This is a genomic window from Micromonospora sp. BQ11, from assembly GCF_052068135.1.
Lineage (GTDB): Bacteria > Actinomycetota > Actinomycetes > Mycobacteriales > Micromonosporaceae > Micromonospora.
Map to the genome: position 1 here is coordinate 212597 of NZ_JBQHDB010000001.1, position 22434 is coordinate 235030.

The following is a 22434-nucleotide window of genomic DNA, read 5'->3' on the forward strand; positions in this document are numbered from 1 at the left end:
ATGTCCCTAACGATCGCTCAGTGTGGGATGTGGCACTGTCCCCACCGAGCCCTAGTCAAACTTGTCTAATACGCTTGACGCCGTGTCCGCCACGCGAATGATGATCCTTGGACTGGTCCGCTGGATGCAGCCGGTGCACGGCTACGACGTCCGCCGCGAGCTGCTGAGTTGGAACGCCGACAGGTGGGCCAACATCCAGCCCGGCTCGATCTACCACGCGCTGCGCAAGCTGACCCAGGAGGGACTGCTGCGCGAGGTGGCGACCGAGCAGGTCGGTGCCCGCCCGGCCCGCACCACGTACGAGATCACCGCCAAGGGTGAGGAGGAGTTCGAGACGCTCCTGCGCGGGTTGTGGTGGCGGCTGCACGAGCCGGCCGATCCCTTCGCGGCGGCCTTCTCCTTCCTGCCCGCGCTGCCCCGCGAGGAGGCCTCGGCGGCCCTGCGCAACCGGGCGATCCAGCTCCGCGCCGGTGTCGGATGGATGCGTACGTCGTTGAACTCGGACTGGCTGCGGTCCGGCAAGCCGGTGCACGTGGCCTGGATGTTCGAGCTCTGGTCGGACCGCGCCGAGGTGGAGATCGCCTGGTGCGAGCGGATCGCCGACCGGATCGACGAAGGGATGTCGTACCTGCCTGATGGGCTGGAGGATGCGGACGGGTGGTCCGGGTGGCAGGAGCGGCTGCCACCGCGTACCTCCGATCCTAATAATCAACGTTGACCACAAAAGCTATATCGCGTTAGCCTTACCGCGGCACAACGGGGAAGCGCGCCGTCCGGCGCCGTCTCCTGTGGACAGAGAGGTGGCCGGCGTCGCCGGCCCGGGCGACCAGGAGCCATACATGATCGAGACCAGAGGGTTGCGGAAGTCGTTCCGCACCCGCACCGGTCGGGAGACGAAGACGGTCGACGCCGTGCGCGGGGTCGACCTCCAGGTCGCCGAGGGGGAGATCTTCGGCTTCCTCGGCCCCAACGGTGCCGGCAAGACCACCACCCTGCGGATGCTCGCCACGCTGATCGAGCCGGACGGCGGCGAGGCGACCATCGCCGGCGCCGACCTGCGCAAGGACCCGGCCGAGGTGCGCCGCCGCATCGGTTACGTCGCCCAGGGCGGCAGCACCTGGGACGAGTCGACCGCCCGCGAGGAGCTGGTGCTGCACGCGCGCATGTACGGCATCTCCAAGGCCGAGGCGCACCGGCGCGCGGCCGGCGCTCTCGACGCCTTCCAGCTCACCGAGTACGCCGACCGCAAGTGCAAGACCTACTCCGGCGGCCAGCGTCGCCGGGTGGAGATCGCGCTCGGCATCATCCACGAGCCGAGGATCGTCTTCCTGGACGAGCCGACCACCGGTCTCGACCCGCAGAGCCGCGCCCACATGTGGGACGAGATCCGGCGACTGCGCACCGACGGGATGACCGTCTTCATCACCACGCACTACCTGGACGAAGCCGACGCGCTCTGCGACCGGATCGCGATCATGGACCACGGCGAGGTGGTCGCCGAGGGCACCCCGGCCGACCTCAAGCGGGAGATCTCCGGCGACGTGGTCCTGGTCGGGCTGGACGCCGTCGCCACGCCGCAGGCGGCCGAGCTGCTCGACACCGAGCCGTACGTCAACAAGCTGGAGACCGCCGACGAGGGCGGCCTGCGCCTCTACGTCGACGAGGGCGCGACCGCCATCCCGCAGATCCTCCGCCGGGTCGACAACGCCGGCCTCGCGCTCACCTCGATCGAGCTGCACCGCCCCAGCCTCGACGACGTCTTCCTGACCAAGACCGGCCGCTCGCTACGCGAGTCCTGAGACACCGGAGTGACATCGTGAAACTCGCCCGCGACACGTGGCTGATCTTCGAGCGGCAGCTCCGGCTGCTCCTGCGCAACCCGGTCTGGGTCTTCGTCGGCGTCTTCCAGCCGGTGATGTACCTGCTCCTGTTCGCCCCGCTGCTCAAGCCGGCCCTCAACGCGCCCACCCAGGCCGAGGCCTACAAGATCTTCGTACCCGGTCTGCTGGTCCTGCTGGCCATCTTCGGCGGCCTGTTCCAGGGCTTCGGCCTGATCGCCGAGCTGCGCGCCGGGGTCATCGAACGCTCCCGGGTCACCCCGGTCAGCCGCCTGGCCCTGCTGCTCGGCCGCTCCCTGCGCGACGTCGTCTCGCTGATCGCGCAGGCGGTCATCATCACCCTGCTCGCGCTCCTGTTCGACCTGCGGGTCTTCATCGGCGACCTGCTCCTGGCGTACCTGATGCTGGCCCTCATCGCGCTGATGACCTCCGCCGTCTCCTACGGGGTCGCGCTCAAGGTCAAGAGCGAGGACGCCCTCGCGCCGCTGATGAACACCGTCGCCCAGCCGGTGCTGCTGCTCTCCGGCATCCTGCTCCCGCTGACCTTCGCGCCCGGCTGGTTGCAGGGCGTCGCCAACTGGAACCCGTTCTCCTGGGCGGTCGACGGCACCCGGGCCCTCTTCGCCGGTGACCTCGGCGACGACAAGGTGTGGCAGGGGCTGACCATCATCGCGGTGCTCGCCGCCGCCGGCGTCTTCTGGGCCGCCCGCCAGTTCGCCCGCAGCGTCAGGTGAAAGGAAGGGCCCCCTATTAACGCCTGCGGTAGAGGAAGGGCCCCCGCTTAACACTCGCGCCGGGCTGGGGAGAGCTGCCTCTCACCGGGAGCGGGGCACGCACCGAGCGCTTGTAGCGTAAGGCGCGTGCCCCGCCTCACCCGTGACCGGACCACCTGGCTGGCGTACGCCCAGCTGGGTCTCTGGGGTTTCTTCCTCTACGGCTTCGGCCCGGTGGTCCCGCTGCTCCGCGACGAACAGGGCACCTCCGCCGCCGTCGCCGGCCTGCACAGCACCGGCATCGCCGTCGGGTCGCTGCTCGGCGGGGCGCTCTTCGCGCCGCTCGCCCGCCGCGTCGGCCGCGGCGCGGCGATCTGGACCGGCCTTGCGGGGGTCGCGGCCGGCGTCACGGCCTTCGGCATGGCGCGACCCCTGCCGGCCACCATCGCGGCGGTCGTGGTGATCGCCACCTTCGGCATGATCGTCATCAGCGGCGTCGCCGTCGTGCTCACCGCGCGGCACGGGCCCGCCGCGCCGGCCGCGTTGACCGAGGCCAACGCCGCCTGCGCCGGCCTCGGCATCCTCGCCCCGGTGGTCATCGGGGCCAGCGTGGACGCCGGCTGGGGCTGGCGGCCGGTGATGGCCGTCGAGGTCGGCCTGATCGCGCTGGTCGCGGTTGCCTTTCGGGTACGCCGGCGGCAGACCGCCCCCGCTACCGCGGCTCCCGGCGGCCCGGTCGCCGTACCCGCGTCCCCGACTGTCACGACCCGTTCCGCACACCCCAGCCCGGTGTTAGGAAGGGACCCTTCCTCTACACCAGGCGTTAAGCGGGGGCCCTTCCTTTCGCAGCGGCTGCCGCGGGCGTACTGGATCGCGTGGACCCTCATGGCCGTGACCGGTTCGATCGAGGTGTGCCTGTCGCTGTGGACCGCCGACGTACTGCGCGACCACTCCGGCCTCGACGCCGGGGCCGCCTCCGCCGCCGTCGCCGCGATCGTCGGTGGGATGTTCGTCGGGCGACTGATCGGGGGACGGATCGCCCTGCGGTTCCGGCCGGTGCCCCTGCTGCTCGGGGCCTTGGGCGTGTCGCTGGCCGGGTTCACGCTCTTCTGGACCGCACCGGTGGGCTGGCTCGCGGTCACCGGGCTGGTCGTACTCGGCCTCGGCAACGCGCTGCACTACCCGCTGGCCATCTCCATCGCCCTCGCCGTCGCCGGTCCGGCCGCGGACAAGGCGGCGGGCTGGGCGTCGTACTCGATGGGGGTCGGCTTCGGGATCGCGCCGGTGGCCCTGGGCTGGCTGGCCGACGGCGTCGGACCGTACCTCGCCTTCCTGCTGCTTCCGGGCTTCATCGCCACCGCGGCGGTGCTCGCCGCGCGCCTCGGCCGCGCGCTGCGTCCCGGCACCCTGGCCGACGAGCCGAAACCCACCCCGGTCGGTGCCGGTTGATCCACTCCCGCGGTGTCAGTGCACCCGGGCGAGGGTGAGGCCGTCCGCGATCGGCAGCATCACCGCGTCGACCCGGACGTCGGCCAGGACCTCGTCGTTGAACGCCGCGATCGCGCGGTCGTCGGCGTTCCCCGGGGCGATCACCCGGCCACCCCGCAGCACGTTGTCCACCGCGATCACCCCGCCCGGGCGCATCCGCGGCACCAGCTCCGACCAGTAGATCGGGTAGCCGGTCTTGTCCGCGTCGATGAAGGCGAAGTCGATCTCCCGCTCGTACGGCAGCTCGCGCAGCGTCTCCCCCGCTGGCCCGATCCGTAGGTCGATTTGGTCGTCCACCCCCGCGCGGGTCCAGTACCGCCGGGCGATGCCGGTGTACTCCTCCGAGATGTCGAAGCAGGTCAGCCGCCCACCGTCGACCAGACCCCGGGCGATCGCCAGCGAGGACAACCCGGTGAAGGTGCCGACCTCGACCGCTCGGCGCGCACCGAGCAGCCGGGTGAGGAAGGTCAGGAATGCGGCCTGCTCCGGAGCGACCTGCATCCGCGCGTCGTCCGGCAGGGCCGCCCGGGTCTCCTCGATCAGCTCGCGCATGATCTGGTCGGGTGGCGAGCCGTGCGCCACGAGGTACGCGTGCAGGTCCTCGGTGAGCGGGATCGACTTGGTGGCCATGACCGGACGTTAGCCCAGCGGTTCGACGGACTGGTTGCCAGGCGTGACCTTCGTCCACAGGTCGATGATCCGCAGGTCCAGCTCGGCGAGGAGTCGACGCAGCAACGGCAGGCTCAGACCCACCACCGTCCCCGGGTCACCCTCGATCCGCTCGACGAACGGTCCACCCAGCCCGTCGATCGTGAAGGCGCCCGCCACCGCCAACGGTTCGCCCGTGCCCACGTACCGGGCGATCTCGTCGTCGTCGACGTCGGCGAAGTGCACGGTCGTCGAGGCCACCGCCTCGGCCCGCCGACCCGCGTCGACGTCGATGAGGCAGTGCCCACTGTGCAGGACGCCGCTGCGCCCCCGCATCCGCTCCCACCGCTGGACGGCGTCCGCGGCGTCCGCCGGCTTCCCCAGGATCTCCCCGTCGAAGGCCAGCACCGAGTCGCAACCGATCACCAGCGTGCGCTGGTCGCCGGCGGGACGCAGCCGGGTCAACACCGCCTGGGCCTTGAGGCGCGCCAGTTCCAGGCACAGTTCCTCGGCCCGGTCGGTGACCACCAGGGACTCGTCGACACCGCTCACCAGCACGTCCGGCTCGATGCCGGCGGCCTGGAGGGTCTTGCGGCGGGCAGGGCTCGCCGACGCGAGCACGAGACGGAGGGGCTTGGATTCAGGCACGCCGCCGACGTTACCGGGCCACCGGTCCGTCCGCGGTACGCACCGCGCGGCCTGCCCGTTGTACGCGCCGCACGTCGACAACGCGGATATACTGCTTTGGCTTCTCGTATATAGGGGTGCGTATGACGAAGATCCTGGTGGACGTGGACGACCAGGCACTGGCCGACGCGGCAGAGGCATTCGGCACCAAGACCAAGAAGGACACAGTCAACGTGGCCCTCAGGGAAGGCGCGGCGCGCCTGCGGAGGGCCAGAGCGCTCGGGGAGTTGGCCGAGCGCGGCCAAGCCGGTGACTTCGACGAACTGCTCGACAAGGGCTCCTACCGGTCGTGAGGCTCGCCGACTATCTGGTGGACACCAGCGCCCTCGTACGCCTGCTCCGGCACGAGGCGCTGCGATCGCGCTGGGAGCCGGCTCTGACCGCCGGCCTGCTCGCCGTGTGCCCGCTCGTGGAGTTGGAATTCCTGTACACCGCCAAGTCGACGGCTGACCGCGAATGGCTCCAGGGGCAGCTCAGGATCGTGTTCGGCTGGGTGGCCATGCCGGACCGGATCTACGAGCGGGCGGCGGAGATGCAGCACGACCTCACCGGTCGCGGCGCTCACCGATCGGCCGGGGCAGTCGACCTGCTCATCGCGGCCACCGCCGAGTACCAGGGCCTCTCGCTGCTGCACTACGACCGCGACTTCGACCAGATCGCCAAGGTCACGGGCCAACCCGTCCGCTGGGTCGCATCGCCCGGCTCGGTGAAGTGAGTCTGCTCGTTCCTCCTAACGACTGGTCCCGAGCGATCGTGGGATCGTCCCCGCCTCGACGGCGTCGCGCGACCACTGCCCAGGTGCCGCGAGCGGCGCAGAACGTGATCGACTCGCCTTCATTGAAACCGGGCCATCCCGCGCACCCCAACACCCCGACTTCAATGACATCGAGTGGATCAACCAGCCCCGCCGGCGCGCGGGAGTGACCGTCGAGGAAAGTTCGATCAGCGGCTGATACGCGGGGGCGGATCGTCACCGTGACGCCGACGCCGAACAACCGCTGCCCATACGCCTCCGGCCACCACCAGAACACCAAGCGTCAGGAGCCCACGAACCGTGGAGTCGCCATCCTTCGAGCCGGCCCCGGGCTGAGCAGCCGCGGGTGTTGGCGCGACGGTGGGTGCGGGCGGCGAAGAGCTGAAGCCGAGCGGCGGGACGTCAGCAGTCAGCGCCGCAACGAGATCAATGACGCCGTAGCCGTACTGGTCGTCGCGCCCGGACGGTCCCTTGTCGACAGCGGTGGCGGTCAGGCGATGGATCACCTCGGATGCGGGTAGGTCGGGGTACTTCGATCGTACGAGAGCGGCCGCGCCGGCAACAATTGCCGTTGCGCTGGATGTGCCGGTGCCCTTCGAGTACTTCGCGCCGAAACTCGTGCTATATATCTGGACCGCAGGCGCTGCTATGTCGATTTTGGGCCCCATAACTGATATGGCGGCATGGAACCCTTTATCATCCACGCCGGCCACAGCTATAACGCTGGGATGGCTCGCCGGGTAGCCGATAGACGTCGTCGCTGGTTGGTTGCCTACCCCAGCCACCACTACTATGTCGGCTCTAATGGCAGATTCCACTGCACGTATCAAGCGCTGACTTGAGCCGCCGGTACTTGAAATGCTTATGATGTCGGCTTGCTGGGAAATGGCATACTCTATTCCCGCTGCCAGATCATCGGCCTCGCCGTAGTTATTGGCCGCAGCGACGACGATTGGGAGAATTTTTGCTCTCGGAGCAATGCCTAGCGCTCCAAGACCTCCGCCTTGACCGTGCGCGGCAATCAGGCCCGCCATGGACGTCCCATGGCTATTCGGGTCTCGCCTCCCGTCACCTATTCGATCGCCAATTATCTTAGCACCGGGAAGCAGGTTGTTGCGAAGATCGGGGTGAGGATCAACGCCGGTGTCGGGGACTGCCACCGTCACTCCCTCACCTCGGCTGAGGCGCTGGGCGTCGGCGACATTGAGGTAACGCAAATGCCACTGGTCACTGCGGATGCGAGAAACACCATCGGAGTTGCTCGGCGGGGAAGGGGCTGCTCCTGCAGGTGTTTGCTGGGTGAGCAAAGGGACCGAGAGCATCAGCGCAACGAGTAGATCTCGCGCAAATGGTCCCTTCACCTGCCTAGGCCGATGGCCGGTCCTGGGTCGATTGGGCCCTCATCTTCGGGTGGAAGAACTACAGGGTTGACACCCTGTTGGGTCGTCCATGGGTGGTCCGGATCCCAACTTCCAGATTCGGTGCGGCTCTCATCCTCTCGCCCCATTTTCTTGAGACCGTATGCGTTTGGTCCTGACGCCCCGAAAATTCCTGGTGCGCCTCCTATTGGTGAAGTGCCGTGCGCTCCCGCCAATCCGCGACCGCTGCCGGGCCGTGAGCCGGCACTACCTGTCGGGGCGGTACCTGCGCCGCCGCCCCCGATAACACCGCCTATCGGATTGACTCGCCTTGGCTGAGGGCTGGCATTAGCTGGTTGCCCTAGCCCTGCCCCTGGAAAGCCGCCGATCAACCCGCCTGGCGGCATTGCGCTAGGTGCAGCGCGAGGAACGCTGCTTGTTTGACTGCTCGACGTTGCGCCGCTCGCCCGGCCGAGGTTGCCATCTTTAGAGCTACCTGCGATCGGCCGAGTGGTATGGCTCGGCGGCAGTATCGATGCTCCGCCGCTAGGGTTAGCTGGACTGGTCGGCGTAGCTATCGGTGGTGCTGACGTCGGAGGTGCTGGTGCCAATCCAGTACTAGCGCCGCCTAGCACTGGGCCGACGCTTGGAGTGGCGGGAAGACTTACTCGTTGGGCATTACTCGGTGAACGGCCTGATGAATGAGTATTGTTGTTGGATGTGATTGGTACAGGAACGATTGGCGGAATCGCCGGGGGGTTGACGCTGCCGCCGTAGACGTCCGATTCGTTGGGTTGAACGCCGGGTCGCGGTGGTGAGGGGGGCGGTTGGCGGAGCATGACCTGGGCCTGCTGAAGTTCGCCGCTCAACCCGTACATCACCCCGCGCGCCTGGACGTTCAGCCGTTCCAGGTCGACGTCCGTCACCGGTGGTTCGGTCACGCGACTGCCCATGACGGCCTTGGGGTCCGCCACCGTCGCCTCGTACGCGCGTCTCTGCTGGAGCTTGACCACGTACTCGTCGTAGATCTTCCGCAGCGTCTCACGCGTGGTGCCGATGGCCTGGGTGGCGGCGGACAGCGCGGTGTAGTTGGTGGCGGCCGCGTCGTGGGTGCGCTGCACCCGGTCGATCAGCTGGTCCAGTTCGGCGAGGTACGCCCGGGATGCCTCGTTGGTCTCCGGGGGCCACGCCTCGGCGAGGCCGCGCCGGTACTCCTGCAGCCGACCCAGGTGCGTCTGGGCGAGGTCGCAGATCTTGCGCCAGCCGGCGACCTGCCGCCAGTGGTTGGTGGTGTCCTGGTCGGCGAGGCAGGCCCACATGCTGGCCACGTCCATCAGGTACCAGTTGGTGATGCCGCCCGAGCGGCCGACGCCTGCTTCGTTCACGGCAGCACCACCGGGCCCGGTGCGCCCTCGGGGCCGGTCGGGTCGTGGAGCACGAGCGGAGGACCGGGGGGCGTGACCGGCGCCGGGGTGGCGAGCGCCCGTTCGACGTCGACGACCCGGGCGGAGGAGAACGCGTCGGAGTCGCGGTAGCGGTCGGCGACCTGCCCGGCAGCCGCGGCGAGGTGGCCGGTGGCCCCGCGTACGCCCCAGACCGTGTCGGCGGTGGCCTGCTGGGTCTCGTGGTGGGCGCGCAGGAACTCGACCAGCTCGATGAACGCGTCGGCCGGGTTGGGCAGTGGTGTCTTCAGGTCCTCGGCGATGTACGACAGGTGTGGGGCGTAGTTCCGCTCCACCTCGGCCTGCAACCTGTCGGCGAATTCGCGCAGCTGACGGATGTCGGCCTCGATGCCGCCGTAGCCGCGGAGCCAGGCCGCTGGGCGGTCCTCCTCGGGGATCATCGTCCCTCCCTAACCGTCACCGCACCGTTTCCCTGAGTGAGGTTAATGGCTCCCCGACGATGTGGGCAGTCCCCACCCCGGTGCGGCAGCAGCCCCCGGGGGCGGTCACCTGCGGTGATCCGTACCTCAGAAAATCAGCGGGGCAGACCGGAAGCGCGCCACGATCCCGGACCGGCGGCGTTGGTCGCGCCGCCCGGGCGGGCGCTGCGCGCCCACGCCGACGTCGCGACCGGGGCGGGCGCGGCGGCCGGTCGGGACCGGACGGCGATCACACCCACCAGGGCGGCCAGTTCCTCGGCGGTGGGTACGCCGCGGACGACCCGGAGCAGCGGCTCTTCGGCAGACATGCGGTCAGGGTACGCGTCCAGAACTTGACCTTCGCCGCACAGTGGCGTGCCGGCGGTGTGAGCGTCGGGCGCTGCGGGTACCGTCTCACCGATGTCGAACGCGCTTCCCCAACTCGTCGCTGACCGATACCGGCTTCTCTCGCCGCTCGGTCAGGGCGGCATGGGTCGGGTGTGGAAGGCGCGCGACGAGGTTCTGCACCGGGACGTGGCGATCAAGGAACTCGTTCCGCCGCCCAATCTCACCGACGAGGAGCGCCGCGAGATGCGGGAGCGCTCGTTGCGGGAGGCGCGAGCCATCGCCCGGCTCAACCACATCAACGTCGTCCGCATCTTCGACGTGCTCCGCACCGACGGCGACCCGTGGATTGTCATGGAGTACGTGGCGTCGAAGTCGCTCCAGGACACCCTCGCCGAGGACGGTCCGGTGTCCCCGGCGCGTGCCGTGGAGATCGGTCTGGGCGTGCTCGGCGCGCTGAAGGCGGCGCACAAGGCGGGCGTCATGCACCGCGACGTCAAGCCCGGCAACGTGCTGCTCGGCGACGACGGCCGTGTGGTGCTGACCGATTTCGGTCTCGCCACCATCCCGGGCGACCCCAACGTGACCCGCACCGGCATGGTGCTGGGCTCCCCGGCGTACATCGCGCCGGAGCGCGCCCGGGACGGCACCGCCGGGCCGGAGGCCGACCTCTGGTCGCTGGGCGCGACCCTCTACGCGGCGGTCGAGGGCAAGTCGCCGTACGCGCGACCGTCCGCGATCGCCACCCTCGCGGCGCTGGCCACCGAGCCGATGCCGCCGCCGAAGAACGCCGGGCCGCTCAAGCCGGTGCTGACCGGGCTGCTCAACAAGGACCCGCAGGAGAGGATCACCGCCGAGCAGGCGGAGCGTCTGCTGCGCCGCGCGGGTGGCAAGCGGGCACGCGGGATCTCGCTGCTCGACGGCGTACGCCGGCCCGGGCCGAACGGTCCGCGCGAGCCGCGCCCGCCGCTGGTGCCGGCACCCCGGCCGGCGGAGGTGTCGAAGCCCGTCACGCCGCCCGCTCAGCGGACGCCGGATGCGGCCGCCGGCGCCGCGGCCGCTGCGGGGGCCGCCGCCGTGAACGCGCCGGCCGCCCCGACACCCGACGCGCCGAACGACCCGACACCGGACACGTCTGATGTCGCGCCCACCGCCCCGGTCGACGTCTCGGCGTCCACGTCCGACACCGCGCCGACGGCGAAGGTCGACGCGCCGAAACCGGCCGCCGCCGCGAAGCCGGCACCGGTCAACCCGACCTCGGTGATGCCCGCGCCGGTCAGCCCGCCGTCCGGTCGGGCGACGGTGGTCGCCGGCGACGGCACGAAGCCCGACCGCACCCGCCGTAACGTGCTCATCGGCGTGCTGGTCGCGATGCTGCTGCTCGGCCTTGTCATCGTCGTGCCGCTGCTGAACAGCGGTGACGGTGACGGCGAGGGCGGTGGCGACGCCCCGCAGGCCGGCGCGACCGGCACCGCCGCCACGTCCGCACCCGCACCGTCGGCCTCGGAGCCCGGTGCGCCGGCCCCGACCGACGCCGCGCCGAGCGCGTCGGCGTCGGTGTCGGCGCCCGCATCCCCGTCGGCCCTTGCACTGCCCGCCGGCTGGAAGATCCACAAGGACCAGAACGGCTTTGAGCTGCCGATTCCGGTGAGCTGGGTTCGTCGGCAGGTGGACAGCACCACCGTTGTCTTCGACGAGCCCAACGGGGTAGGCGAACTGCTCGTCCAGTGGACCAGCACGCCGCAGCCGGACGCGGTCGCCGACTGGAGGCGGATCGAGCCGGGGCGGAAGGAGCGCGTCAACAACTACCAGTTGATCAGCATCGTGCCCTGCAGCTTCTTCAAGACCTGCGCCGACTGGGAGTGGCGGGAGACCCGGGACAACACCCGGATCCGCGTCCGCAACCGCGGCTTCGCCACCGCCAGCGACCGGGGGTACGCCCTGCGGTGGGAGGTCGCCGACGCCGACTGGCAGGCCAACCTCCAGGGCTTCGACCTGATCGCCCGCGGGTTCAAGCCCGACCGTCAGGACTGACGACACCCGGGATTCGCGCCTCCCGCGAGATTCGTTCGCATGGCCTTCCGTCGTACGGGGTACCTGTACGTCACGACGGAAGGGAGGGTTCGACATGGGTTACCGACGGAAGAACGCCCGACCCCGGGTGGCACTGTGGATGCTGGTCGCCCTCGGCGACATCGTCCTCGTGCTGGCCAGTGTGGGAATCCCGCTGCTGGTGGCGCTGCTCAGCGTCGTGACGGTCACTCTCGGCGGGCTCGGCGTCCGGCGGATGACGCGACGTGGCGCGCTCACGTCCCGCGACGCGGTCGCCGTTCCGGTGGTGGCCCGGCGACGGGCCTGAGGCGCCTACCGCCCGGCAGGTTGCGTGGCGGCAGCCGGACCAGTTGTCGACCGTATGGTGACAGCCGATCCCGCTGCCGCCAACTGCGTCAGGCGGTGTTGTTCGCGAGGGCGATCAGTCGGGTGCGGTCGCCGTTCCAGTAGTTGCGGTCCACGTCCCCGCTGATGCCGGAGACGCGGCCGGTCGCCGTGTACTGCCAGAAGCTCCACACCGAGGCGCCGGCCGGCAGCGCGCCGGGCGTGCTGGACCAGCGGGCCAGCCACAGCGGGTGGTTCGCCCACGGGCCGGTCCAGCTTCCGGTGCACTGGTTCCACCAGCTCGTCGTGGTGTAGATGACCGCGTACCGGCCGGTGCGCGAGCGATAGGTGCTCAGGAAGTCCTGGATCCAGTTCCGCATCCCGGTCGTGCTGAGGCCGTAGCAGTACCCGCCGCTGTAGGGGTTCGCCTCGATGTCCAGGGCCGCCGGGAGGGTGCGGCTGTCCGCCGACCAGGCGCCGCCGTTGGAGGCCAGGTAGTTGGCCTGGGTCGCCCCGGAGGAGATGTTGGGCCGCGCGAAGTGGTACGCCCCGCGGATCACCCCGGCGTGGTAGGCGTTGGTGTAGTTGCTGTTGAAGTTGGGGTCCCGGTAGCTCGTACCCTCGGTGGCCTTGATGAACGCGAACTGGATGCCGGCGTTGCGGACACTCGTCCAGTTGATGGTGCCCTGGTAGCGCGAGACGTCGATGCCGGGTGTGGTGGCCGCGGCGGCGGGGGTGGCGGTGGCGACGAGCGCCGCCGCCGCGGTGGCCAGGGCCGCGAGGCCGCCGGCGAGCAGTCGACGCAGGGGCGATCGGGTACGGGTCACGAGAACCTCCCGAGAGATAGGTATCTATTGATACCTATCTTTGAAGGGAAGCGCCCGCACTCGCAAGGGTTGCTGAGGAAACTTTCAGCGTAGCGTTGCGGGATCGAGTCGCCAGCGGAAGGGCTCGGCCAGGCTCAGTTCCTCGCCGGCCTTCGCCACCTGATCCTCGACGTAGTGCCCGCCGTCGAGCCGGTACAGCCGCAGGGAGTGGCCGGCGCCGTCCTGCTCGACCAGCAGGTACCAGGGGATTCGGGCGATGGCGTAAAGCTGCATCTTGAGCACCCGGTCGGCTGCCGCATTGCCGGGTGAGACGATCTCGCCGACCAGGACGATCTCGTGAGCGTCCACGACGGTGCCCTCGTCGTCGGTGTCGGCGACCACGATGTCGGGAATGACGATCCGGTCGACTCCAAGACGCACGTTCACCGCCTCGAACACGATGAGGCCAACGGGCTCGACCGCCGCGTCGATGCTGTTGGCCAGGCGCCGGGAGGCCAACCGGTGCCGCTTGCTCGGGGCAGGGCTCACGATCAGGCTCCCGTCGAGCAGCTCGATCCGGTCATGGGTCTCGCCCAGGGCGAAGTAGTCGGCCTCGGTCCACAGGCCGATATGCGGCTCCAGGGGCGCTGCGCTCACCTGCGTCCACCTCCCGCTCCGATCGCCACCCGGTCAGCTTCACACGATACGAGGCGGTGGCCCCGGACCGACACGGATCATGCCGGTAGGCTCGCGCCCCATGGTGTCGATCGACGGGCTCTCCGACCTCTGGGACCGCCTCCTCAGTGCGCAGCCCGACCCACCCCCGCTGCTGGTGCTGCTGACCGGACTCGCCGCGCTGGTGGTGGTCTCCACGCGGCTGCCGTGGCGGATCGCCCGCAACGCGGTGACCATCGCCCACGAGGGCGGGCACGCGCTGGCCGCCCTGCTGACCGGTCGCCGGCTGCACGGCATCCGGCTGCACTCGGACACCTCCGGCCTGACCCTCTCCGCCGGCCGGCCCACCGGCCCCGGAATGATCCTCACCCTGCTCGCCGGCTATGTCGCGCCACCTCTCGTGGGCCTCGCCGGCGCGTGGCTGCTCGGCGGCAATCGGATCACCCTGCTGCTCTGGGTCGCCGTGGCGCTGCTGCTCGCCATGCTGGTGCTGATCCGCAACGTCTACGGTGTGCTGTCGCTGCTGGTCACCGGCGGGATCGTCCTCGCCGTCTCCTGGTACGCGAGCCCGCAGGTCCAGGCCGCGTTCGCGTACACCGGGGTGTGGTTCCTGCTGCTCGGTGGCGTGCGACCGGTGGTGGAGCTGCAGCGGCTGCGCGCCCGGGGCCGCATGCCGGCCTCCGACGCCGACCAGCTCGCCGGGATCACGCCGCTGCCCGCGTTCTTCTGGGTGACGGTCTTCGCCCTGGTCAACCTGGTCGCCCTGGTGGCCGGAGCCCTGCTGCTCGCCGGCCCGCTGCTCGCCGACGCCGGCATCACCGTCTGAGCCCGGTCAGGACGGGACGGGTCGCACCATGATGTGTCCGGTCGCCGGGAAGTCCTCGTTCCCCGCCAGCCGCCCCGTCTTCGTCTCCACGACCTCGAAGCCCTCGCCCAGGTAGAGGGCCAGGGCGCCGTCATTGCCGGCCAGCACGGTGGTCTCCACCGGCCGGTCCTCCACGGCGGCCAGCGCGTGCCGGAGCAGCGCCCGGCCGTGGCCCTGCCGGTAGCGGGCCGGATCGACGTACAGCCAGGAGACCTCGTCCTCGGCGAGCGCGACGAAACCGACGACCTCGCCGTCCTCCTCGGCGACCCACACGTCGCCGTCGAACAGGCCCTCACCCTCGGCGGTGTCGGCCAGGGAGCGGAACGCCTCCACGCCGACCGAGGGACGGAGTTCGTCGAGGCGGGCGGCGTCGTGGATGCGGGCCAGCGTCGGCCAGTCCTCGGCACGGTAGGGACGGATGCGGCGCGTCATGCCCGCCATCGTGCCCGTGCGCCAGCCGCCGGGCACCTCAATTTCGCGCCGGGCGCGCTCGGGCGGGCACCGGTCGGGTGCGGGCAGAATGGGGCGGTGCGATACGTGATCATCGGGGCTGGTGCGGTCGGCGGGACCATCGGCGTACGCCTGGGGGAGACCGGCCACGACGTGACCCTGGTGGCGCGCGGCGCGCACCTGGACGCGATCCGTCGGCGGGGTCTGACCCTGCGCCGACCGGACGGCGACACCACCTGGCGGGGGCCGGCGGTCGACGGGCCGGGTGCCGAGCCGTTGCCGGCGGACACCGCGCTGGTGCTGACGGTGAAGTCGCAGGACACCGCCACCGCCCTCGCGGCCTGGGCGGACGCGCCGGTGGACGGCGGCGGTACGGCGGCCCAGCGGCTGCCGCTGCTCACCGCGCAGAACGGGGTGGCCAACGAGCCGGCCGCGCTGCGGCTCTTCGCCGACGTGCACGGGGTCTGCGTGTGGCTGCCCGCCACCCACCTCGAACCGGGTGTGGTGGTGGCCAACGGTCATCCGCACCCGGGGATGCTGCATCTCGGCCGGTATCCGTCCGGAGTCGACGACACCGACCGGGCGGTCGCCACCGACCTCACCACCGCCGGCTTCGTCGCTCCCGTGCGGGAGGAAGTGATGCGCTGGAAGTACGGCAAGCTGCTGGCCAACCTCGGCAACGGGCTCCAGGCACTGCTCGGCCGGGACGTCCCCGACGACCTCCGGGACCGGGTCCGCGCCGAGGGCGAGGCCGCGCTCGCGGCGGCCGGTATCCCGCACACCAGCCGCGCCGAGGAGGCCGCCGAGCGGGGTGACCTGGTCGGGCACCGTCCGGTGGGTGGTGCGGCGCGATCCGGCAGTTCCACCTGGCAGAGCCTGGCCCGGGGCGCCGCGTCGACCGAGGCGGACCACCTCAACGGCGAGATCGTCCTGCTCGGTCGGCTGCACGGCGTACCGACCCCCGCGAACGCCGCCGTGCAGCTCGGGGTACGCCGCGCGCTGCGCGAGGGCGTCCCCGCCGGCGAGTTCCCGCCCGCCGAGCTGGAGAAGCTGCTCGCCTGACCGCCCGAGAAACCTCCGGTCACGGGCAACCGGACCGGTGGGCAGGCGCGTGTCCCCTGCGACCGCCACGGGGGAGGTAGCAGGTGCCGGACGTCGACGGGTTCGACGAGTTTTACCGGGGCAGCCGGCAACGGCTGCTCGGGTTCGTCTACGTGCTCACCGGCGACCTCGCCGAAGCCCAGGACGCCGTGCAGGAGGCGTACATCCGGGCGTGGCAGCGCTGGTCGACGGTGGGCGGGTACGACGACCCGGAGGCGTGGGTGCGGGTGGTGGCCGGCCGGATCGCCGTCAGCCGCTGGCGCAGCCTGCGCAGCCGGGCCAAGGCGTACCTGCGACACGGGGAGCCACCGAGCGTGCCCGGTCCCGGCACCGACACCGTCGAGGTGGTCGCCGCACTGCGCCGGCTGCCCGAGGAGCAGCGCACCGCGCTGGCCCTGTACTACCTGCTCGGCATGCCGGTGGCGGAGGTCGCCCGGGAGACCGAGGCACCCGTCGGCACGGTCAAGGCCCGACTTTCCCGCGGGCGCACCGCGCTCGCCGGCCTGCTCGCCGTCTCTGATCTGGAGGAGGCATGATGTCCGAGCACCTGACCTTCGAGCGGCTGCACCGGGAGCTGAGTGGGGTCCGCTGGCCCGAAGCGGCCGAGCTGCGGGCCCGGGCCCGGAGGCGCAGTCGGCGTACGACGGCGCTGGCGGCGGCCGCCGTGCTGGTTCTGGCGTCGGGCTCCGTCGCAGTAGCGGCCGGGCGGCCCAGGGATCTGGTGGCGCCGGTGGCGGCCGGCCCGAGCCGGGCGGAGATACCGCTGGAGGCCCTGGTGCCTGCACCCGACCTGCCTGAGCCGGCGGAACCGCCGCTCATCCAGTCGGGGATCGAGGAACCGGTCCGTGTGGACGACATGCTGATGGCGTGCCTGAAGGACAAGGGGATCGCTGCCGAGTGGGTGATCTCCCGGTACTCCCGATCGCAGACGGTGCCGCGCAGCCGGCAGGTGGGGGGGCCGCTGCTCCGTCAGGAGCTCTACCGCATCCGGCCGGAGGTGGCGGGGGATGTCTTCGACGGCCTCGACCGGGCGATCTGGGCCTGCCCGACCGTGCGGGACACGGCGATGGCGGAATGGCGGGACCAGATCGTTCCGGTGGCCATCCAGCGAAGCTGGACGGTGCTGGACCGGGACTTCGCCGGTGACCGGTCCGTGGTGGTGCGCTACCGAGAGTCGCCCGTCCCCGGCGAGCGGGTCGCCGTGGCTCACGCGGAGACGTTGCGGGCGGTCGTGCAGGTTGGGGACATCGTCATGGTGCTCGCGCCGGCGGGCTACCAGCTGACCGTCCCGACCGACTTCCCTCCGGTGCTGACCCGGGCGGAACTGCGTGCGCTTGCTCGTACCGCCGCCGCCCGGCTCTGCGTCGCCGTGGCCGACCTGCCCTGCTGACCCGAAGGTTCGCGCGACTTCGGGGAAGATGTCGCCTCCCCGCCGGGAGGGTCGACGTCCCCGAAGTCGCGCGATCATGGCCCGGACGCAGCCGCGGAGCGGTCGTCAGAGCGGGATGTTGCCGTGCTTCTTCGGGGGCAGGGTCTCGCGCTTGGTGCGCAGCACGCGCAGGGCGCGGACGATCTGCCCCCGGGTCTCGTGCGGCGGGATGACCGAGTCGACGTATCCGCGCTCGGCGGCGACGTACGGGTTGGCCAGGGTGTCCTCGTACTCGGCGATCTTCTCGGCCCGTACGGCCGCCGGGTCGTCGGCGTTCGCCAGGTCGGACCGGTACAGGATGTTCACCGCGCCCTGGGCGCCCATCACCGCGATCTGCGCGGTCGGCCAGGCGAAGTTCAGGTCCGCGCCGAGGTGCTTGGACCCCATGACGTCGTACGCGCCGCCGTACGCCTTGCGGGTGATGACGGTGACCTTCGGCACGGTGGCCTCGGCGTACGCGTAGATGAGCTTCGCGCCCCGGCGGATGATGCCGTCCCACTCCTGCCCGGTGCCGGGGAGGAAGCCGGGGACGTCCACGAAGGTCAGCACCGGGATGTTGAACGCGTCGCAGGTGCGGACGAACCGGGCGGCCTTCTCGGAGGCGGCGATGTCCAGCGTGCCGGCGAAGTGCATCGGCTGGTTGGCGACCACGCCCACCGGGCGGCCCTCGACGCGGCCGTAGCCGATGAGGAGGTTCTGCGCGTAGAGCGGCTGGACCTCCAGGAACTCGCCGTCGTCCAGGACGTGCTCGATGACCCGGTGCATGTCGTACGGCTGGTTGGCCGAGTCGGGGATGAGCGTGTCCAGCTCCCGGTCCTCGTCCGTCACGGAGAGGTCGGCGGGCGCGTCGAACACGACCGGCTCGTCCAGGTTGTTCGACGGCAGGAACGACAGCAGCGCCTTCACGTAGTCGATCGCGTCCTCCTCGTCGCTGGCGAGGTAGTGCGCGTTGCCGCTGCGCGAGTTGTGGGTGCGGGCGCCGCCCAGCTCCTCCATCGCCACGTCCTCGCCCGTGACGGTCTTGATGACGTCCGGGCCGGTGATGAACATGTGGGAGGTCTGGTCGACCATCACGGTGAAGTCGGTGACCGCGGGGGAGTAGACGGCGCCACCCGCGCACGGGCCCATGATGAGGGAGATCTGCGGGATGACGCCGCTGGCGCGGACGTTGCGGAAGAAGATCTCGCCGTAGAGGCCGAGCGACGCGACCCCCTCCTGGATGCGCGCGCCGCCGGAGTCGTTGATGCCGATGACCGGGCAGCCGATCTTCATCGCCAGGTCCATCACCTTGACGATCTTCTCACCGAAGACCTCGCCGAGGGAGCCGCCGAAGACCGTGAAGTCCTGCGCGAAGACGCAGACCTGCCGGCCGTCGATGGTGCCGTAGCCGGTGATCACGCCGTCGCCGTACGGTCGGTTCCGCTCCAGCCCGAAGGCCGTCGACCGGTGCCGGGCCAGCTCGTCCAGCTCGACGAAGGAGCCCTCGTCGAGCAGCAGCTCGATCCGCTCCCGTGCGGTCTTCTTGCCCCTCGCGTGCTGCTTCTCCACGGCCCGCGCCGACCCGGCGTGCACCGCCTCGTCGACCCGTCGCTCCAGGTCCGCCAGCTTGCCCGCGGTGCTGTGGATGTTGATCCCGGTCTCGGTAGTCACCCAGGGAATATAACGATGGTTCAGGGCGGCGCCGCTGTGCAGTACACCTCAGTACCCTCCGTCGGCGTGGCCCGTAGGCTGACGGGATGCCGGGGTCCCCGTACACCGATCTCGACCGGCCGCCGCTGTCGGCGGCGCGGCTGCGGCGCGCGCTGGTCGCCCCGCACGGCCCCTGGGCCCGGCTCGACCTGCGCGCCGAGACCGGCTCGACCAACGCGGACGTCGCGGAGGCGGCGCGGGCGGGTGAGCCGGAGGGCCTCGTGGTGGTCGCCGAGCGGCAGACCGCGGGCCGGGGGCGGCGCGGTCGGGCCTGGCAGTCGCCGGCCCGCGCGGGCATCGCGACCAGCGTGCTGCTCCGGCCCGGCGTGGCCGATCCGGACCGCGGTTGGTCGCCGGCGCCCGCGACGGGGTACGGGTGGCTGCCGTTGCTGGCCGGGGTGGCGCTGGTGGAGGCGGTGGCTCGGCTCGCGGAACTGGAGGCGGGTTTGAAGTGGCCCAACGACCTGCTGCTCGACGACGCGAAGTGCGCCGGCATCCTGGCCGAGGCGGTCCCACCGACCCGGCCCGGTGAGGCGCCCGCGATCGTCCTCGGCATCGGCCTGAACGTGACGCTCCGGGCCGACGAGCTGCCGGAGAACCCCACCGGGCTGCCGGCCACCTCGCTGCAACTGGCCGGCGCCGCCGCCACCGACCGGGATCCGCTGCTGCGGGCCCTGCTCCGTGGTGTCGCCGACTGGTACGACCGCTGGCGTTCCGCCGGTGGGGACGCGGTCGCGTGCGGGCTGCGCGACGCCTACCTGGCCGCCTGCGCCACGGTCGGCCGACAGGTACGCGTGCTGCTGCCCGGGGGCGACGAGCTGACCGGTACGGCCACCGGCGTGGACGCCGACGGCCACCTCCTCGTCACCACCGGGACGGGCGAACACCGCCTCACTGCCGGCGACGTCCTCCACCTGCGGTGAAAGGAAGGGCCCCCGCTTAACGCCTGCGGTAGAGGAAGGGCCCCTTCTTAACGCCGCCCGGCGCGCGGCGAGCGAACCGGCGCGCCGGGCGGATTGACGCGCGCCGCGCGGCTGATCCCCTCGGTGGCGCTGGGGCGTTACGGTCTGCGCGTCCGCTTCTCGCGATGGAGGTACCCGTGGCGTTTCCCGAGGACGTGCTCACCGAGGACGAGCATGTCGTGCTGCACCTGCACCCGCACTGGAGGGCCCTCGTCCGCCCGGTCGCGGTGCTCGTGCTCGCCGTCGCCGCGGTGGTGGCCGGCGTGGTCCTGCTCCCGTCCGGCGGGGGCGGCGCGGTGGCGCTGGCCGTGATCGGTGGGCTGGCCCTGATCGCGGTGCTGTGGTTGACGCTCCGGCCGTACCTGGTGTGGCGGAGCACCCACTACCTCTTCACGAACGAGCGGGTGCTGCTCCAGGAGGGGCTGTTCTCCCGGGACCGGCGGGACATCCCGCTCACCCGGATCAACGACCACGCGATGCGCCAGGGCTTCGTGGAGCGGCTGCTCGGCTGCGGCACGCTGACGATCGAGTCGGCCGGGGAGCGTGGCCAGTCGGTCCTGCACGACGTACCGCGGGTCGGTCAGGTCCAGACGAAGCTCTACGAGCTGGTCGAGGCCCACCACGACAAGCACTCGCTGGGTGACGCCGAGATGCGGGACATCCTCGCCGACATGAACGAGGGCAAGCCCCTGCGCGATCCGAGCACCTGATTGCGAGTGTCGCGGCCGGTCAGCGGCGGGGGGAGCGGCGGGTGGTGGCCTGGAGCTCGGCGGCGAGTTCGGCCGCCAGCTCCTGGTCCAGCGATCCGCCGAGCGCCGCGTCGAGCGGTGCGGGGCGGCCCTGGACGGGGGGTCCGGTCACCGGTGCCGCCGCCGGACGGACCTCGGCCTCGCCGGGCTGAGCCTGGGCCTCCTCCAGCTCGGAGAGCGATTCGGCCAGCTCCGCCACCGGGTCCATCTCGGCCATCGTGTCCCACTCGTCGCGCGGGATGCTGTGCCAGGTCGGTGCCGCGTGGGCGGGCGCCGGCTGGAAGACGAAGGTCCGGTACGACCAGAACCGGAAGAGCGTGGCCAGCAGTACGCCACAGGTCTTCGCCACGTTGAGGGCCAGTAGGCCGGTCAGGCCGAGGCCGTACTTCGCGGCGGCCAGTACGCCCAGCTCGATGAGCAGTCCCGCGCCGTTGAAGAGGAAGAAGAGGACGTATTCGCGTCTCATCGCCGATTTCGGGCGATCCCGGTACGTCCAGTGACGATTCATCAGATACGACGTGATCGTCGCCACGACGGTGGCGATGACCGTCGCCTTCAGTTGACCGTCGACAAAAACGGTGAGTGCCAGGGCATTGAACACCGCGTAATTGATGACGGTGTTGATGCCGCCGACGATGCCGAATTTGAGCGCCTCGTGGATGAACTTCTGCCAGCGCTCAGGCAGCAGACGGACAAGACGCATGCGGAACACCTTAGGGCAGTGGGCGGGACCGGCCGGCCCCGACTGGACGAGGTGGGCGCCAGCTCACGCCCCGTGTCGGTCCTGCTTCACTTCCGGAACGGGTTGCGTTCCCCCTGCGACGAAGACGAACCGTCGGTAGGACCAGAACCGGAAGAGGGTCGCCAGGCCGGTGCCGACGAGGTAGCTGGCGATGTTGTCCGCCACCGGGGTCTGGAAGACCTCCGGCCAGACACTGCCCAGCCCGTATCGGCTGATGGCCAGGCAGGCCACCGTGATGCCGAGACCGACCCCGTTGAAGAAGAAGAACAGCGCGTACTCGCGGGCCGGGTTGGAGCCACGGCGGTGCCGCCAGGTCCAGAACCGGTTGCCGAGGAACGCGAACGACGCCGCGATCACCGTGGAGATGGTCTTGGCGGTCACCTGCTCGACGTCCTGCGCGGCCGTCATGTAGTTGAACAGCGCGAAGTCGATGAGGAAGGCGATCCCACCCACGGTGGCGAACTTGCCCAGCTCCCGGACGAGGTGACCGAACCGGTCGAGCAGGGAGCGGAGCAGGCCCGGACGGGTCTGCCGGGAGTCAGGCTCCCCGGTCATTGTGGCGGCCACCCCGCGAGCGTACCGGTTGCCGCCGCGCCGTACGGGTAGCAACGGCGGACGGCGCGGACGGCGGAGACGGTGATGAGCGGAGCGTAACCGGCGGTGACCGGATCCGGAGTCGTTTCCGGCGATCGCGACCGGGTCGGCGGCGCACCGGTCGGACGGTCCGGTGCTCCCCGCTCGCGGGAGGTCCGCGACAAGATTTGCGTGAAACTGCGCGCGAAAGCGGGTATTAGCTCGTGATGCCGCAGCGCGGCCGTACCTTGTGCAGTTCTTCACAACCAGTCCCACTGACTGGCGACGCCGCCCGGTTTACGCTGAGGCCAATCCCAGGTTTCCA

The 22434-nt window shown here is 70.7% G+C and carries 25 protein-coding genes; 14 read left to right on the forward strand and 11 right to left on the reverse strand.

Going from position 1 to position 22434, the window contains the following annotated elements:
• Positions 1 to 97: 97 nt before the first annotated feature.
• The 4 genes from ACTMSW_RS01095 (at position 98) to ACTMSW_RS01110 (ending at position 4000) form a co-directional block, all read left to right on the forward strand.
• Complete coding sequence (locus ACTMSW_RS01095; protein WP_441179036.1) at positions 98 to 718, forward strand: PadR family transcriptional regulator; 621 nt, start codon at positions 98 to 100, stop codon at positions 716 to 718.
• Positions 719 to 839: 121 nt separating this feature from the next.
• The gene (locus ACTMSW_RS01100; RefSeq protein ID WP_441178493.1) at positions 840 to 1799 is read left to right on the forward strand and encodes an ATP-binding cassette domain-containing protein; all 960 of its coding nucleotides are present in this window, start codon (positions 840 to 842) and stop codon (positions 1797 to 1799) included.
• 17 nt (positions 1800 to 1816) lie between these two features.
• The gene (locus ACTMSW_RS01105) at positions 1817 to 2572 is read left to right on the forward strand and encodes an ABC transporter permease (RefSeq protein ID WP_441178494.1); all 756 of its coding nucleotides are present in this window, start codon (positions 1817 to 1819) and stop codon (positions 2570 to 2572) included.
• 126 nt (positions 2573 to 2698) lie between these two features.
• Positions 2699 to 4000, forward strand: a complete 1302-nt coding sequence (locus tag ACTMSW_RS01110) for an MFS transporter (protein WP_441178495.1) — start codon at positions 2699 to 2701, stop codon at positions 3998 to 4000.
• 15 nt (positions 4001 to 4015) lie between these two features.
• On the opposite strand, the gene ACTMSW_RS01115 is transcribed toward ACTMSW_RS01110, so the two are convergent.
• A complete protein-coding gene (locus tag ACTMSW_RS01115) occupies positions 4016 to 4669 on the reverse strand; it encodes an O-methyltransferase (protein WP_441178496.1) in 654 nt (217 codons plus the stop codon).
• A 9-nt stretch (positions 4670 to 4678) separates the two neighbouring features.
• Entirely contained in the window at positions 4679 to 5335 is a 657-nt protein-coding gene (locus ACTMSW_RS01120; RefSeq protein ID WP_441178497.1) for a Maf family protein, read from the reverse strand.
• Positions 5336 to 5457: 122 nt separating this feature from the next.
• On the opposite strand from ACTMSW_RS01120, the gene ACTMSW_RS01125 reads away from it, so the two are divergent.
• Positions 5458 to 5667 carry a type II toxin-antitoxin system VapB family antitoxin gene (locus ACTMSW_RS01125; protein WP_441178498.1) on the forward strand — a complete coding sequence of 70 codons (210 nt, stop codon included), beginning with the start codon at positions 5458 to 5460 and terminating at the stop codon, positions 5665 to 5667.
• On the forward strand, positions 5664 to 6089 hold the full coding sequence (locus tag ACTMSW_RS01130; protein WP_441178499.1) for a PIN domain nuclease: 426 nt from the start codon (positions 5664 to 5666) through the stop codon (positions 6087 to 6089). The genes ACTMSW_RS01125 and ACTMSW_RS01130 overlap by 4 nt, the downstream gene beginning before the upstream one ends.
• A 227-nt stretch (positions 6090 to 6316) precedes the next feature.
• Here the strand turns inward: ACTMSW_RS01130 and ACTMSW_RS01135 are convergent, their stop codons facing one another.
• The 3 genes from ACTMSW_RS01135 to ACTMSW_RS01145 form a co-directional block, all read right to left on the reverse strand.
• Positions 6317 to 7450: a S8 family serine peptidase gene (locus tag ACTMSW_RS01135; RefSeq protein WP_441178500.1), complete on the reverse strand. Its 1134-nt coding sequence runs from the start codon at positions 7448 to 7450 to the stop codon at positions 6317 to 6319.
• Between the two features lie 1417 nt (positions 7451 to 8867).
• Positions 8868 to 9329, reverse strand: coding sequence for a hypothetical protein (locus ACTMSW_RS01140; RefSeq protein ID WP_441178501.1), 462 nt, complete (start codon positions 9327 to 9329; stop codon positions 8868 to 8870).
• Between the two features lie 134 nt (positions 9330 to 9463).
• Positions 9464 to 9676: an acyl-CoA carboxylase subunit epsilon gene (locus ACTMSW_RS01145; protein WP_441178502.1), complete on the reverse strand. Its 213-nt coding sequence runs from the start codon at positions 9674 to 9676 to the stop codon at positions 9464 to 9466.
• A gap of 91 nt (positions 9677 to 9767) precedes the next feature.
• Here ACTMSW_RS01145 and ACTMSW_RS01150 point away from each other — a divergent pair, with 91 nt between their 5' ends.
• On the forward strand, positions 9768 to 11726 hold the full coding sequence (locus ACTMSW_RS01150) for a serine/threonine-protein kinase (RefSeq protein ID WP_441178503.1): 1959 nt from the start codon (positions 9768 to 9770) through the stop codon (positions 11724 to 11726).
• Between the two features lie 94 nt (positions 11727 to 11820).
• Positions 11821 to 12051: a hypothetical protein gene (locus ACTMSW_RS01155; protein WP_441178504.1), complete on the forward strand. Its 231-nt coding sequence runs from the start codon at positions 11821 to 11823 to the stop codon at positions 12049 to 12051.
• 88 nt (positions 12052 to 12139) lie between these two features.
• Here the strand turns inward: ACTMSW_RS01155 and ACTMSW_RS01160 are convergent, their stop codons facing one another.
• Positions 12140 to 12895 (reverse strand): GH25 family lysozyme, encoded by a 756-nt coding sequence (locus tag ACTMSW_RS01160; RefSeq protein ID WP_441178505.1) that lies wholly within the window; start codon positions 12893 to 12895, stop codon positions 12140 to 12142.
• Between the two features lie 84 nt (positions 12896 to 12979).
• Positions 12980 to 13531, reverse strand: a complete 552-nt coding sequence (locus tag ACTMSW_RS01165; RefSeq protein ID WP_441178506.1) for a Uma2 family endonuclease — start codon at positions 13529 to 13531, stop codon at positions 12980 to 12982.
• A gap of 100 nt (positions 13532 to 13631) precedes the next feature.
• On the opposite strand from ACTMSW_RS01165, the gene ACTMSW_RS01170 reads away from it, so the two are divergent.
• Positions 13632 to 14375, forward strand: a complete 744-nt coding sequence (locus tag ACTMSW_RS01170; protein ID WP_441178507.1) for a M50 family metallopeptidase — start codon at positions 13632 to 13634, stop codon at positions 14373 to 14375.
• Between the two features lie 6 nt (positions 14376 to 14381).
• Here the strand turns inward: ACTMSW_RS01170 and ACTMSW_RS01175 are convergent, their stop codons facing one another.
• Positions 14382 to 14846, reverse strand: coding sequence for an N-acetyltransferase family protein (locus ACTMSW_RS01175; protein WP_441178508.1), 465 nt, complete (start codon positions 14844 to 14846; stop codon positions 14382 to 14384).
• A gap of 96 nt (positions 14847 to 14942) precedes the next feature.
• On the opposite strand from ACTMSW_RS01175, the gene ACTMSW_RS01180 reads away from it, so the two are divergent.
• The 3 genes from ACTMSW_RS01180 (at position 14943) to ACTMSW_RS01190 (ending at position 17355) form a co-directional block, all read left to right on the forward strand.
• A complete protein-coding gene (locus tag ACTMSW_RS01180) occupies positions 14943 to 15926 on the forward strand; it encodes a ketopantoate reductase family protein (protein ID WP_441178509.1) in 984 nt (327 codons plus the stop codon).
• A gap of 83 nt (positions 15927 to 16009) precedes the next feature.
• On the forward strand, positions 16010 to 16501 hold the full coding sequence (locus ACTMSW_RS01185) for a SigE family RNA polymerase sigma factor (protein ID WP_441178511.1): 492 nt from the start codon (positions 16010 to 16012) through the stop codon (positions 16499 to 16501).
• Entirely contained in the window at positions 16501 to 17355 is an 855-nt protein-coding gene (locus ACTMSW_RS01190; protein ID WP_441178512.1) for a hypothetical protein, read from the forward strand. The genes ACTMSW_RS01185 and ACTMSW_RS01190 overlap by 1 nt, the downstream gene beginning before the upstream one ends.
• Before the next feature lie 105 nt (positions 17356 to 17460).
• Here ACTMSW_RS01190 and ACTMSW_RS01195 read toward each other — a convergent pair whose 3' ends face one another.
• A complete protein-coding gene (locus ACTMSW_RS01195; RefSeq protein WP_441178513.1) occupies positions 17461 to 19044 on the reverse strand; it encodes an acyl-CoA carboxylase subunit beta in 1584 nt (527 codons plus the stop codon).
• 86 nt (positions 19045 to 19130) lie between these two features.
• Here ACTMSW_RS01195 and ACTMSW_RS01200 point away from each other — a divergent pair, with 86 nt between their 5' ends.
• On the forward strand, positions 19131 to 20006 hold the full coding sequence (locus ACTMSW_RS01200) for a biotin--[acetyl-CoA-carboxylase] ligase (RefSeq protein WP_441178515.1): 876 nt from the start codon (positions 19131 to 19133) through the stop codon (positions 20004 to 20006).
• Between the two features lie 176 nt (positions 20007 to 20182).
• Entirely contained in the window at positions 20183 to 20755 is a 573-nt protein-coding gene (locus ACTMSW_RS01205; protein WP_441178516.1) for a PH domain-containing protein, read from the forward strand.
• Positions 20756 to 20774: 19 nt separating this feature from the next.
• Here ACTMSW_RS01205 and ACTMSW_RS01210 read toward each other — a convergent pair whose 3' ends face one another.
• Together ACTMSW_RS01210 and ACTMSW_RS01215 are read right to left on the reverse strand one after the other, a co-directional pair.
• On the reverse strand, positions 20775 to 21497 hold the full coding sequence (locus ACTMSW_RS01210; protein ID WP_441178517.1) for a GtrA family protein: 723 nt from the start codon (positions 21495 to 21497) through the stop codon (positions 20775 to 20777).
• A gap of 63 nt (positions 21498 to 21560) precedes the next feature.
• Positions 21561 to 22373: a GtrA family protein gene (locus ACTMSW_RS01215; RefSeq protein WP_441178518.1), complete on the reverse strand. Its 813-nt coding sequence runs from the start codon at positions 22371 to 22373 to the stop codon at positions 21561 to 21563.
• Positions 22374 to 22434: the final 61 nt, after the last annotated feature.